This window comes from Cochlodiniinecator piscidefendens (assembly GCF_011326755.1).
Classification (GTDB): domain Bacteria; phylum Pseudomonadota; class Alphaproteobacteria; order Rhodobacterales; family Rhodobacteraceae; genus Cochlodiniinecator; species Cochlodiniinecator piscidefendens.
The window spans coordinates 539,345-551,466 of record NZ_JAAOIE010000002.1 but is presented as its reverse complement, the minus strand read 5'-3'; the positions used below and the strand labels follow the sequence as shown (position 1 = coordinate 551,466).

At 52.5% G+C, this 12,122-nt stretch carries 12 protein-coding genes and 1 pseudogene; 8 read left to right on the top strand and 5 right to left on the bottom strand.

Annotated features, from left to right (window positions below):
* Positions 1–6: 6 nt before the first annotated feature.
* Complete coding sequence (locus G9C99_RS07420) at positions 7–1,557, bottom strand: D-alanyl-D-alanine carboxypeptidase family protein (protein WP_166417119.1); 1,551 nt, start codon at positions 1,555–1,557, stop codon at positions 7–9.
* Positions 1,558–1,756: 199 nt separating this feature from the next.
* A complete protein-coding gene (locus tag G9C99_RS07415) occupies positions 1,757–2,467 on the bottom strand; it encodes an HAD family hydrolase (protein WP_231704005.1) in 711 nt (236 codons plus the stop codon).
* 84 nt (positions 2,468–2,551) lie between these two features.
* On the opposite strand from G9C99_RS07415, the gene clpS reads away from it, so the two are divergent.
* From clpS to G9C99_RS07400, 3 genes are read left to right on the top strand one after another with little or no spacing between them, the layout of a single operon-like run.
* Positions 2,552–2,884, top strand: a complete 333-nt coding sequence (gene clpS, locus G9C99_RS07410) for an ATP-dependent Clp protease adapter ClpS (RefSeq protein ID WP_205859834.1) — start codon at positions 2,552–2,554, stop codon at positions 2,882–2,884.
* 12 nt (positions 2,885–2,896) lie between these two features.
* Entirely contained in the window at positions 2,897–3,886 is a 990-nt protein-coding gene (locus G9C99_RS07405) for a class I SAM-dependent methyltransferase (RefSeq protein ID WP_166416808.1), read from the top strand.
* 52 nt (positions 3,887–3,938) lie between these two features.
* On the top strand, positions 3,939–4,748 hold the full coding sequence (locus G9C99_RS07400) for an SDR family NAD(P)-dependent oxidoreductase (RefSeq protein ID WP_166416807.1): 810 nt from the start codon (positions 3,939–3,941) through the stop codon (positions 4,746–4,748).
* On the opposite strand, the gene G9C99_RS07395 is transcribed toward G9C99_RS07400, so the two are convergent.
* The gene (locus tag G9C99_RS07395) at positions 4,745–5,119 is read right to left on the bottom strand and encodes a hypothetical protein (RefSeq protein ID WP_166416806.1); all 375 of its coding nucleotides are present in this window, start codon (positions 5,117–5,119) and stop codon (positions 4,745–4,747) included. The genes G9C99_RS07400 and G9C99_RS07395 overlap by 4 nt on opposite strands.
* Positions 5,120–5,223: 104 nt before the next feature.
* On the opposite strand from G9C99_RS07395, the gene hemF reads away from it, so the two are divergent.
* The 4 genes and pseudogenes from hemF (at position 5,224) to G9C99_RS07375 (ending at position 9,353) form a co-directional block, all read left to right on the top strand.
* A complete protein-coding gene (gene hemF, locus G9C99_RS07390; protein ID WP_166416805.1) occupies positions 5,224–6,111 on the top strand; it encodes an oxygen-dependent coproporphyrinogen oxidase in 888 nt (295 codons plus the stop codon).
* Between the two features lie 58 nt (positions 6,112–6,169).
* Positions 6,170–6,832 (top strand): annotated as a pseudogene (locus G9C99_RS07385) (acetyl-CoA C-acyltransferase); the annotation flags it as partial.
* Positions 6,833–6,961: 129 nt separating this feature from the next.
* Positions 6,962–7,981, top strand: a complete 1,020-nt coding sequence (locus G9C99_RS07380; RefSeq protein ID WP_166416804.1) for an AraC family transcriptional regulator — start codon at positions 6,962–6,964, stop codon at positions 7,979–7,981.
* 193 nt (positions 7,982–8,174) lie between these two features.
* Entirely contained in the window at positions 8,175–9,353 is a 1,179-nt protein-coding gene (locus G9C99_RS07375; RefSeq protein ID WP_166416803.1) for an acyl-CoA dehydrogenase family protein, read from the top strand.
* Positions 9,354–9,860: 507 nt separating this feature from the next.
* Here the strand turns inward: G9C99_RS07375 and G9C99_RS07370 are convergent.
* Together G9C99_RS07370 and G9C99_RS07365 are read right to left on the bottom strand one after the other, a co-directional pair.
* Positions 9,861–10,076 carry a hypothetical protein gene (locus tag G9C99_RS07370; RefSeq protein ID WP_205859833.1) on the bottom strand — a complete coding sequence of 72 codons (216 nt, stop codon included), beginning with the start codon at positions 10,074–10,076 and terminating at the stop codon, positions 9,861–9,863.
* Positions 10,077–10,330: 254 nt separating this feature from the next.
* Positions 10,331–10,792, bottom strand: coding sequence for an Lrp/AsnC family transcriptional regulator (locus G9C99_RS07365; protein ID WP_166416802.1), 462 nt, complete (start codon positions 10,790–10,792; stop codon positions 10,331–10,333).
* Positions 10,793–10,906: 114 nt separating this feature from the next.
* Here G9C99_RS07365 and G9C99_RS07360 point away from each other — a divergent pair, with 114 nt between their 5' ends.
* Positions 10,907–12,112, top strand: coding sequence for a methionine gamma-lyase (locus tag G9C99_RS07360; RefSeq protein WP_166416801.1), 1,206 nt, complete (start codon positions 10,907–10,909; stop codon positions 12,110–12,112).
* The last annotated feature ends 10 nt before the right edge of the window (positions 12,113–12,122 follow it).

The window sequence follows — 12,122 nt, the reverse complement described above, 5'->3', positions numbered from 1 at the left end:
AGATATCTACGGTGTGACTGTCTCGCATTCGGTGCCACGTGCCTGCAATCGACGACAGGCCAATGCAGCCCCGCCTTCAGTCAAGCCAACAAATGTCGCCTGAAATCCGCGCGAGCGTCGATGAACACGCCGTACAGTGGCGTCCAGAGTTGTCATTTCGTTTAACGCGGTCCGCATGAGCGCGCGCTCGGCGTGGTATTGCGAATTGAAATAGCCAATCGAAACCCCCCAATCCCGAGCACCGGTATTTTCCGTACGGGTTACTATGATCGGTGCCTGTGGCTGGAAGCTTGGTTCGGGTTCAATCAAAATGGTATTTGATTGTAAGGAAGCCAAAATCACTTCTGGATCGGTTTGGGGTTCCGCTTGTGAAGATTCTGAAGCTTCGGGAATGTCTTCTGCCACCACTATTTCTTCAACAACGGGTTCGGCAACTTCTGGAATTTCCGCCACTTCAATTACTTCGGGCTCTTCAATCGGATCCTCAATAATCTCGGCTACGATTGGTTCTTCTTGTGGGATTTCTTCAGCTTCTGATAGATCAATGGACTCTGTTGCAGCAGCCTCTTGAGCTTCTTCCAGCGCTTGTTGGATTTCATTTTCCAACGCGAGCATTAAATCCTGAGAGGGCGCGCGGTCTGGGCGCGGAGTCGGGCGCAAACTTCGGGCAATGACCTGAGAACCAGACTGGGTTGTCGTACCATAATTGGGGCGCGCGGGGCGGTTAATGGCAACATTACGCGGCGCACGAGAAAACCCAAGGTCAAGCAATTCAGCGACACGGGCATTACGTGTGGCAGTGCTGCGTCCGCCAAAAACAGTTGCGATAATACGTTCACCGTTACGTTCGGCTGAAGCAACAAGATTAAATCCAGCAGCCCGTGTATATCCGGTTTTGATACCATCAGCACCATTATAGGCGTTGAGAAGCCGGCGGTTGGTGTTGTTGACCACCCGAAGGCCAGCGTCGGTCGAACGGCGCGAAAAGATATTGTAGTATTGGGGGTAGTCATAGAACAAATGACGCCCAAGCGTCGTCATATCCCTAGCAGTAGAAAGGTGACCTTCTTCCGTAAGTCCGTTGGCGTTGCGAAATGTTGTGCGCGACATACCTAGGGCTTGGGCGGTGCGGTTCATACGACGAGCGAAAGCGGCTTCGCTGCCTTCAATGGCTTCGCCGATGGCAGTCGCCGCATCGTTGGCGGATTTCACAGCAGCTGCGCGGATCAGGTAGCGCAACGCGATACGTTGGCCAGTTTGCAAACCGAGTTCAGACGGGGGTTCGGCCGCTGCGTTACGAGAGATGCGCACCTCGGTATCCAACGAAATTTCGCCATTTTCGACAGCTTCAAATGCAATATAAAGCGTCATCATTTTGGTGAGCGACGCCGGGTGTAACCGTGTGTCTGCATTTCGCGAATGCAAAACTTCACCGTTGCGTGCATCAATAACCATTGCCGCATAAGGTGCCGCAATTGAATAAAGCGGCACAAAGATTGCCGCGATCGCACATAGTGCAACTGTCCACCAAGTCCGAAAACCCTGCCCAAGACGCATCATCACGTCGCCTGCCTTTTCTGCCTCTGGCTGCCGATTTTTCGGTCAGCTCTTATTGATTAATGTTACGATAACATAGCAAGGCAGATGCGAAAACAATTGTTTTTCAAGAGTTTCTGGTCGGGTTTTGACGCAACAGATGAACGAAATGGTCTAAGTTTAGTGGTTTGATGCGGTCCGGGTAACAATATATGCGCCCTCAAAGGGCCGCAATACATGCGGGAAGCGCGCCGAGATCTTTAAGATGTCTAAAACGTGATTCATTTTTAGGTGCGTCCGCGCGCTCAAGCTCCCAAATGAGACCATGCGGAACATACACCCCCCATGCGCCCGCTTTTATGGCGGGAATGACATCTGATTTCATTGAGTTTCCAACCATCATAGCGCGAGTTGGGCCATCCCCGTGACGTGTGAAAATGTCATGATATATCTGAGGTGTTTTATCAGATACGATTTCAACTCCGTCAAAAAGATCCCCCAAGCCAGATTGGGCCAATTTGCGTTCCTGATCTAACAAATCCCCCTTTGTGATGAGAATAACTTTGTGGTGTTCCGACAAGGTATTGAGCGTTTCACAAACGTAGGGCAGTAGATCAATTGGATGCGATAGCATTTCTTGCCCTGCGTCGATCAATTCTCGAATGACGCTGCCGGGAACACGTTCTTCTGTTACATCCAGAGCGGTTTCGATCATCGATAATACAAACCCTTTGACCCCATACCCATAGTGCCCAAGGTTGCGTCGTTCTGCGTCTAACAGGCGTTGTTCCAGGTGATCTTTGTCTGCAAATTCGCCGAGCAGTTCTGCGAATCGTTCCTGCGAAATTCGGAAGAATTTTTCATTATGCCAGAGCGTATCATCCGCATCGAAGCCAATTGTTGTCACTTTTTGCATTGAACCTGCATTCATGCGTCATCCTGCCCTTTTCACTGCGCGTCAGGCCGCTATATAATCATTATGCAGCGACGGATGGAACTTCCTTTGAAACACAACATGATGACCCAGACAGTTATGATGTCGGATTACGGCGATGATGACACGGGTGTGATGACCAAAACCCGCACGCGGACCGCACGGCCTCCGCTGTACAAAGTGATGTTGCTCAACGATGATTTCACACCGATGGAATTTGTTGTTCATGTGCTGGAACGATTTTTTGGCCTGAACCATGCCCAAGCGTTTGAGATTATGCTGACGGTTCATAAAAAGGGTTTGGCTGTCGTTGGGATATTTAGTCATGAAATTGCTGAAACTAAAGTGGCTCAGGTTATGGACGCGGCGCGCCAAAATGAACACCCGCTGCAATGCACTATGGAACGCGAATAGGGCGATTTTATTATGACGTCTCGTATTAATCTCGCTGTGGACGGCGGGGATTTAGCGATCCCTGATGAAGGTACCATTTTCGTTTTTCGGCCAATCGCAGATCAAGACCTTTCTGCGCTCCCGAAAGAGCGCGTGGTTATTATCCAAAGCTTTTACCCAGATCATGCGGCATGGTTGGAGCGTGGCTATAAAGTTGCAACACGCGCTGAAGGCACAGCCAGTCTGTCGATCATTTGCGTACCTCGGTCAAAATCCGAAGCGCGCGCGCTGATTGCGGAGGCCGAGGCCTGCACGGCAGAGCGCGTCGTTGTTGATGGTTTGAAAACAAGCGGCATCGACAGCCTATACAAAGCGTGCCGTAAAATGACGTCGACGTCTTCGGCATATTCAAAGGCCCATGGGAAGTTATTTTCCTTCGTACCAGCCAATGCATTTGTAGAATGGCACGAGGACGGCCCAACATTGGGACCTGAGAGTTTTGCCACGATTTCGGGCGTTTATTCTGCGGATAAGATTGATCGGGGATCACTTCTGCTTGCGAATGCGTTGCCGGAAAAACTGGGGCGGGTCGTTGTCGATCTGGGTGCAGGGTGGGGGTATCTCTCATCCGCTATCCTAAAGAATGCAGGGGTTGAAATACTGCATCTAGTTGAAGCAGAGGAAAAGGCGCTGACTTGCGCCAAGCTGAATGTTCAAGATGCTAGGGCAGCGTTCCATTGGGATGATGCGCGTTCTTTTTCGCTTAAAACTCCCGTGGATACTGTCGTTATGAACCCGCCGTTTCACACCTCACGCGCAGCAGAACCCGCGTTAGGGCAAGGGTTTATCCAGGCTGCGGCACGGCTATTGAAACCAAGTGGAACGTTGTTAATGGTGGCAAATCGACATTTGCCTTACGAAAATACATTGTCGGAATTTTTTCGCGATGTGCAGGAAATAGGCGGCGACAGTGGCTTTAAATTGCTGCAATCGCGACATGTAAAACGTGGGCCTCGCGCTTAGAGGAATTTTCCCCTAGGGTGCAATTTGATATCGCTACCATCAAGGACATCACATGTCATTTTCGATCTCTGGAAAAACCGCAATCGTCACCGGCGCCGCAAATGGTGTGGGGTTGGCAATTGCACGCCATTTTGTAGAGCAAGGGGCAAACGTGATGTTTGCTGACATGGACGAAGAAGGGCTAAAACACGAAATCGGAGAAATCGACGAAACCTCCAATATTCGTTTTTTTGCGGGTGATTTGCGTCAGAAGTTGGCAGTTGCAAACTTGCTGTCTGCGACATTGGATGCCTTTGATCGCGTCGACATTTTGGTAAATGCAAGCCGCCAAGTGGCGACATGTGATCCGCTGGACCCTGAGCAGGATGGTGTGATCGAAACACTGTTAGATCAAAACCTTATGACCAGTTTGCGCCTTAGCCAATCTATAGCACGCAGGATGATTCAACAGGCCGAAGAGGATGGATCAGAGGGCGGAACAATTGGGTCAATTGTAAATCTATCAACGATTGCGGCGCGTTTTTCTCATCCGGATTTGCTTGCCCTTTCAGTGAGTGCAGCAGCGATGGAGCAGATGACCCGATCTTTGGCGGTTGCTCTGGCGGACAAACGCATTCGTGTGAACGCTGTGGCCTTTGGTAGTGTTATGAGCGCGAGTTTGAAATCCGAGCTCAAATCACACGCTGGATATCGCGAAGAGATTATTGCACATACACCAATGGCGCGCATTGCAGGTCCAGCTGAGGTGGCTGAGGCCGTCCAATTTTTAGCCTGCGAAAGCGCGTCTTTTATGACAGGTCAAATTATGACCGTGGATGGTGGGCGTACTTTGCTTGATCCGGTCGCAGCACCTGCGCATTAACCTTCAGGATAGCTGGTGTTACATGTCGCAATCGCAGTCCGGCTGCGTTCTTCTAAGGTACGTCTGCTTTGCTGCATTGGATGTAGCTTTTGACGTTCTTCATCTAAATTCAACGCGATAGGGTGTTCGACCCGTTCTAAAACCGGGCGGTTGCAAAAGCGATATCCACGCGCTGGAGAGGCGCAATATTCAAAACGGTAATTGGTTTCCAATCTCGTTTCGACACCGTACCCGCGTTCGATATTTAGTTCTGTTTGTTCAATAAGGGTGTCCAATACACGCAGATCTTGGGTCGCATTCTGGATGCATTGCTCACGTGGAGTGGCGCATGCAGCGAGGGCTAAGACTGGGATAATGAAGATGTAACGCATAGATCAAAGATAGCTTGGCTGCGGCTTTTTGCAATCTATGGCGGGAAGAACTGGTCTGGTCGGCAATTTCCAGCTATGGAACAAACGATCAAAGGAGAGCCATTATGACCGAGCAGATGAACGATGAAAAAAACCGCGCCAGTGCTTGGTTTCGCAGTTTGCGGGATGACATCGTTGCCGCCTTTGAAGGGCTAGAAGATACGCAAATTACGGCAGATGATACGCCGGCTGGTAGATTTGAAATTACTGAAACCTCCAGGAAGTCTGAAGATGGCTCTGACGCAGGCGGTGGTTTGATGAGCGTTATGCGTGGCGGACGCGTTTTTGAAAAAGTTGGTGTAAATATTTCTACGGTTTACGGCACTTTGGGTGAGCGCGCGCAAAAAGCAATGGCGGCGCGCAAAGGCCTTTCTGGCATGGCTGAGGACCCCCGTTTTTGGGCATCTGGCATCTCGCTCGTGGCGCATATGCAGAACCCGTTTTGTCCGGCGGTGCATATGAACACACGGATGTTTTGGACGCCGCATGGGTGGTGGTTTGGGGGGGGATCTGATTTGAATCCTTGCCTTGAATTTTCTAAGGATACGGCGGATTTTCACGCGGTACAGAAGGCGCATTGTGACCGCCATGACCCGACCTATTATCCGCGGTTCAAAGAGTGGGCGGATGAGTATTTTTATGTCCCACACCGGGGGCGTGCGCGGGGTGTTGGAGGGATATTTTTAGACGATCACAACACAGGTGATTGGGAAAAAGATTTTCAATTTATTCAAGATGTTGGTCGTGCCTTCCTGCCTGCGTTTGTGCCGATCACAGAACGCCACCGCAACCAACCATGGGGGGATGTGGAGAAGGACGCACAACTGGTACATCGCGGGCTGTATGCGGAGTACAATCTGGTCTATGATCGGGGTACTAAATTCGGGCTGGAAACAGGCCATGACGCCAACGCCGTTTTGATGAGTTTACCGCCGATGGCGAAGTGGGTTTAACCACCCCAAAGTGGTGTATGGTTTCTATGCAGAAACTATGCAGCTTTTATATGGCTTTTCCCAAGGTCGGACGGCCCGGGCTCAGGCAGCTGGCGCCTTTGAAGACGAGATCGTCCCGATCACTGCGATAAAGCGGGTCAAAAACCGCGAAACTGGGGAGGAAACCCTGGAAGAAGTGACCTTGTCAAAAGACGAAGGCAACCGGCCGGGCACGACGGCCGAAACACTCGGGGCATTGAACCCGGTTGTCGAAGGCGGCGTGATCACGGCCGGAAACGCAAGCCAGCTTTCTGACGGGGCCTCGGCCTGTGTGCTCATGGAAAGCAAAATGGCTGAGCAACAGGGCCTCACACCGCTAGGTATCTATCGCGGCATGGCTGTTGCAGGAAACGCACCGGAAGAAATGGGTGTCGGCCCGATCTATGCCATTCCAAAGCTGCTGAAGATTGCAGGTCTTCGCATGAGCGACATTGGCCTTTGGGAACTTAACGAAGCATTCGCCTGCCAGGTTCTTTATTGCCGTGACCATCTTGGAATCGATCCCGAAACCTACAATGTGAACGGCGGTGCAATATCGATTGGCCACCCCTACGGTATGACAGGTGCGAGACAAGTCGGGCACGCTCTGCTTGAGGGAAGGCGTCGTGGCGTAAAATACGTGGTGACCTCCATGTGTGTTGGCGGAGGCATGGGGGCCGCAGCACTGTTTGAAGTTGCCTGACCCCACTGAAACGGGTTCAAGCAGAGCGTTGTCTGGTTGAGACATTGACATTCTGTCATCTGCGAAGGTCGCCATCTGCATGTGCCGTATTTCATGTTGACCGGAATTGGTGATACCTCCTGAGGTGTTATGACCAATGTCACGCCAACGATCCTGTCCACGGTTTCCAACCAGTTTGTCGATGACTGGCTGGCGGCGCTGCGTGACCTGTGCCCAGAGGCGCAGATGGCGTCGCTGCTAAACCGGTCCGGTCTGAACGCGGAGACGCGCGCGCCGAATGGTCGCGTCACGCTGGATCAGATCGTATGTCTCTATCAACTTGCCGCAGTTGAGACCGGTGATGAGATGATGGGGCTTTGGAGCAGGCCCGTCCGGCCAAGGGCCCTGCAGCATCTTTTAACGACTGTCAGAGAGGCCACGTCTCTTGCATCAGCACTCTACCGGTTTTCGACCTTCTGGAATTTGCTGCTGGATGACTACCAGTTTGATCTCGATGACGCCGAAGGCGCGTTGGTGCTGACGCTGAAACCACAAGGTAACGCGCAGGTTCAGCGGTTTGGGCATATGCTGATCCTCAAACTTGCCCACGGGCTCATGTCTTGGCTGGCAGGGCATGAGGTTCCGGTTATGGCCGTTGATTTCGCGTTTGAGCGCCCGGAGTTTGATCAGGATTACGCGATCATCTTTCCGGCACCCTTTCAATTTGGCCAACCCGCCACTGCGATCTCCTTCTGCCCGAACGCTCTGGGCCCTGTGCAAGCGCGTAGCACATCTGATCTTGACCGGTTTTTGCAAAACGCGCCCCGGGACTGGATCTTCACCTCTTCGCGCGAGCATACCCAATCGCTACGGGTGCGCACATATCTGGGCCAAACGGGCTGGGTGGCGGCCACCCTGACCCAGACAGCATCCGCGATGCACATGACCCCGCGCACCCTGATCCGCAGGTTGCACGCGGATGGGACCTCGTTTCAGGCGATCAAGGATGCCCTGCGGCGCGACATCGCGATCCGCGACCTGCAGGCGGGACGCAAAAGCGTCGAGGCCATCGCACATGATGTCGGCTTTTCCTCTGCTGCCAATTTTCACCGGGCCTTTCAACGCTGGACCGGCAGCACCCCCAGCTCGTACCGAAAGGCGAGCATTTGAGACATCCGTTTTGTCATTTTTGGACAATGATCTGTCATCGCACGAGATAGTTCTCAGAGGGCCAACTCGCTAAATCTTTCTGCGAGAAGCATTTTCATCTGAAGTTTCGCCTTCATAGCTCATCAATCCGACCATCCGCGATTGCCGGGCCGTGGCGTCATATGAGAATAATCGCCCTTGAAAGGATCCGCCAATGTCAGACAAACTCGCAACCATACTCCAGGCCGCACGCGACCACACCGAGCAGGTCATCCTGCCCAATGTGGACGCATGGAACGCCGCAAAGAAGTGGCCCCGTGATGCGTCTGACAAGGCCGGGGCCGCTGGCCTGACGGGGCTCTACGCCCCCGAAGAGTTTGGTGGTCAGGGCTTGCCGCTGGCAGAGGGCATTCAGGTCTATGAACAACTGGGGCTGGGGGACGGCGCTTATGCCTTTGCCCTGTCGATGCATAACATCTGTACCTTCGCGGGCTGCGGCTATGGCACAGATACCTTCAAGGAAAAATGGGCGCGGGATCTGACCTCGGGCCGCAAGCTGGCGAATTTTGCACTGACTGAACCGCAATCGGGATCGGACGCAACAAACATGTATTCGCGGGCCGTGATCAATGATGACGGCACTTGGACGATCAGCGGTGCGAAAGCATGGGTCAGCTTGGCGACCGAGGCTGATATCTATTTCACCGTGGTCAAAACCAGTGACGCACCCGGCCACAAGGATATGGCGATGATCGCCATCCCGGCCGACACCCCGGGCCTCAGCTTTGGTCCGCTCTACGATACCCCATCTTACAACTTCCTGCCTCTGGCCGAGATGTACATGGCCCAGGTGGTGGTGAGCGAAGACAACATCATCCTGCCGATCGGTCAGGGCTTGCAAGGCTCGCTCATGGCGATCGATATCGCCCGTGTGTCGATTGCGTCAGGATGCTGTGGATTGATGCAAGCCGCATTGGACACGGCACTGTCCTATTCCAAGAACCGCAAGATGTTTGGTGGCAAGAACCTCGATCTGGACGGGATTCAGTGGATGCTGGGCGAGGTTGCAACCGATCTTGAAGCCTCCAAGCTGCTTTATCGAAAGGCGGCAGAATCCCTTGGCACACCCGAAGGCCCTCTGATGGCCGCTCATGCCAAACGGTTTGTGCCAGATGCCGCTGTGAAGGCTGCAAATATCTGCACACAGGTCTTGGGCGGTATGGGCCTTTTGCAGCCTTACGGATTGGATCGTCTTTCACGGCTCGCACAGATGCTGCGGATCGTGGACGGGACAACGGAAATCAGCCGCGTGGTTATTGGCCGGGCCCTGCAAAAACGTGCGGCAACCTTGCCTGATCTGCCAGTACCGAAAGGATTTGGTGAAACCGGCTGAGCGTCCCCCCCCCAGTGAAGCGGAACCAACCTAATAATCTCCTCAGAGATCGGTAAAATCGAAAGACCGGCCTCACACGTGTGGCCGGTTACTCGAGATTGCAGACCTTGGTGCAAACGCAGCGAATTGGTGCTTTTGTGCAACGAAATGGTGCTTTGTCCCGCTCAGCCGACATCCAGATCAAGAAGGCATCAATTTGTTCGACTAAATTTGTCAAATGACCGTTTCGAGCCCATGTATGTATCGGCTGCCGTTCGCAAGTGTTCAATTGCACGTCTTCTGAAAGTCGCTGATATGTATCCGGCCTTTGGATCGGCTTTAATGTTCTGCCGTGGCCCTGTAGGGAGTACGCACGCGCCGCTGTCACATTACTACTAAGATCTTTGATGACCATTTGGGCTCTCAGGCTTCCCCTCTCGAACATGCGAACATGCCCTTCCGGTCAATGGGGTGCGCCTTATTCCGTTCCATGCAGTTGAGGTTTACGAACATCGTGGGCGACTGTGATCAAATCGCGGTCGCAAATTCCTTTTCTTTCCAATCAAAGTATTTGCCTGAGTTGAGAACGCTCCAAGCTATGCGGGCCAGCTTGTTGGCCAACGCCACACCCAATTTGTTGTGCTGCATGCGCGTCGCCGCAGCCTCCAACCACGCGCCAAAACTGAACTTATGCCAATTCTTTAGCCGCATCATGATGACCTGTGCTGCCTGCACGAACAGCATGCACGAGGGCTAAAGATATCATCTGTCATTGCGGACATACATGGCAGGAATACCATAGGAAGCAAATCTGATTGCTGCATTTGGGTCGTTTCTCCGACGAAACAGGCTGGACTGCATTTATTCATGTTCTGGCTCATGGATGAGCGGCATAACGACTGCGTGCTTCTGTTCGCCTAGACATTGCATGCGGACAGTAAACATATGCCTGTCTGGCCAATCGATGTTCCTTGGTAAAAGGATGATGTGCGATGAGATCATTCAATTAACATCGGAAGGACGTTGGTTTTTTTGACCACTCCATAGACGAAACTACTGTCCAAAGAGGCGACGCCACCGATGGGATGAAGTTTTTGGCGTACGAATTTTTCGTAGTCCGCAAGGTCCGCAACAACAACCCTTAAGAGATAGTCTGAGGATCCTGTCATCACATAGCATTCAAGGACTTGATCCACGCGTTCGATATCACTTTCGAACTGTTTCACCGTTGCTTCGGTATGATCGGCAAGGCTTACGCGCACAAATACTGTGACGCCCAACCCATAGGCCTCTGCATCGATATCAGCGCTATAGCCCCTGATGACGCCACTTTGCTCCAGCAGCTTTACCCGCCGGAGACAGGGGGATGGCGAAAGATTCACCTCAGCGGCCAGATCCTGATTTGTCATGCGGCCTTCACGTTGAAGAGCGCGTATGATGCGTTGGTCTTTATTATCCACTTTTGCCCTTTCTATGGCATATTATGCTAATATTAGGCAGTAATAAGACAATTTTAGCAACACTCAATTGATCTGGGCACTTATCATGTTCTTATTGACCAATGGAGCCGTAGCATGCGCAATCACCCTGAAAGCTTTTCCACCCGAGCAATCCACTACGGATATGATCCGATGGAGAATGAGGGCGCTTTGACACCTCCACTGCACCTGACGTCGACTTTCGCTTTTGAAACCGCCGAAGCCGGTGGTGAGATGTTTGCAGGTGAACGTGCTGGACACATCTATTCGCGCATTTCCAATCCAACCTGCACTCTGCTTGAAAAACGCATAGCGGTTCTGGAAGGTGCGGAGGCAGGTCTTGCCCTCGCTTCAGGCATGGGGGCGATCACGGCAACCATGTGGACACTTCTTGCGCCAGATGATGAGATCATTCTTGATAAAACGCTATATGGCTGCACATTCTCTTTCATGCAGCATGGGCTAGCCAAATTTGGCGTGACTGTCACGCATGTGGACTTGACCAATCCTGAAAATCTGACGGCCGCGATCAGTGATAAAACAAAAGTCGTGTATTTTGAGACCCCCGCCAATCCCAATATGCGTTTGGTCGATATTCAGGCCGTTTCAGGCATTGCACACGCCAATAACGCCTATGTGGTTGTCGATAATACGTATGCGACGCCCTATCTGACACAGCCGATCACCCATGGTGCGGACATCGTTCTGCATTCCGCCACCAAATACCTTGGCGGGCATGGTGATGTTGTTGCCGGGCTTCTTGCGGGATCCGAAGAACTGGTCACTCAAATCCGCCTGTACGGTATGAAAGATATGACTGGGGCCGTGATGGCGCCTTTCAATGCGATGCTGATCCTGCGGGGGTTGAAAACACTAGAGCTGCGCATGGATCGCCATTGTTCCAGCGCCGCCACTGTGGCCGTGACGTTGGAACAGTCTCATGGCGTGCAAAAGGTCTGGTATCCGGGGCTGGAGAGTTTTGAACAGCGTGATGTGGCCCGGCGTCAGATGTTGCAGTTCGGGGGCATGATTGCCTTTGAACTGGAAGGCGGGTATGAAGCTGGTTGCGCCATGATGAACAAGCTGAAGATGATCACGCGTGCTGTGTCTTTGGGCGATGCGGAAACACTGGTGCAACACCCCGCCAGCATGACTCATTCGACCTATACCCCCGAAGAACGCGCGTTGCATGGGATCAGCGAAGGGCTTGTACGTCTCTCCATTGGGCTTGAAGGCGTCGATGATGTGATCGCCGATATCGTGCAAGCACTGCCAAAACCATCCGTAAGCAAAGCAGCCTAAGGAGCGCAAC

Bases quoted from the DNA above. Each gene is read 5' to 3' on its own strand.
- G9C99_RS07370 (WP_205859833.1), bottom strand. From the start codon at position 10,076: ATGCTGTTCGTGCAGGCAGCACAGGTCATCATGATGCGGCTAAAGAAT.
- G9C99_RS07415 (WP_231704005.1), bottom strand. From the start codon at position 2,467: ATGAATGCAGGTTCAATGCAAAAAGTGACAACAATTGGCTTCGATGCG.
- G9C99_RS07380 (WP_166416804.1), top strand. From the start codon at position 6,962: ATGACCAATGTCACGCCAACGATCCTGTCCACGGTTTCCAACCAGTTT.
- G9C99_RS07360 (WP_166416801.1), top strand. From the start codon at position 10,907: ATGCGCAATCACCCTGAAAGCTTTTCCACCCGAGCAATCCACTACGGA.
- clpS (WP_205859834.1), top strand. From the start codon at position 2,552: ATGATGACCCAGACAGTTATGATGTCGGATTACGGCGATGATGACACG.
- G9C99_RS07420 (WP_166417119.1), bottom strand. From the start codon at position 1,557: ATGCGTCTTGGGCAGGGTTTTCGGACTTGGTGGACAGTTGCACTATGT.
- G9C99_RS07375 (WP_166416803.1), top strand. From the start codon at position 8,175: ATGTCAGACAAACTCGCAACCATACTCCAGGCCGCACGCGACCACACC.
- G9C99_RS07405 (WP_166416808.1), top strand. From the start codon at position 2,897: ATGACGTCTCGTATTAATCTCGCTGTGGACGGCGGGGATTTAGCGATC.
- G9C99_RS07395 (WP_166416806.1), bottom strand. From the start codon at position 5,119: ATGCGTTACATCTTCATTATCCCAGTCTTAGCCCTCGCTGCATGCGCC.
- hemF (WP_166416805.1), top strand. From the start codon at position 5,224: ATGACCGAGCAGATGAACGATGAAAAAAACCGCGCCAGTGCTTGGTTT.
- G9C99_RS07400 (WP_166416807.1), top strand. From the start codon at position 3,939: ATGTCATTTTCGATCTCTGGAAAAACCGCAATCGTCACCGGCGCCGCA.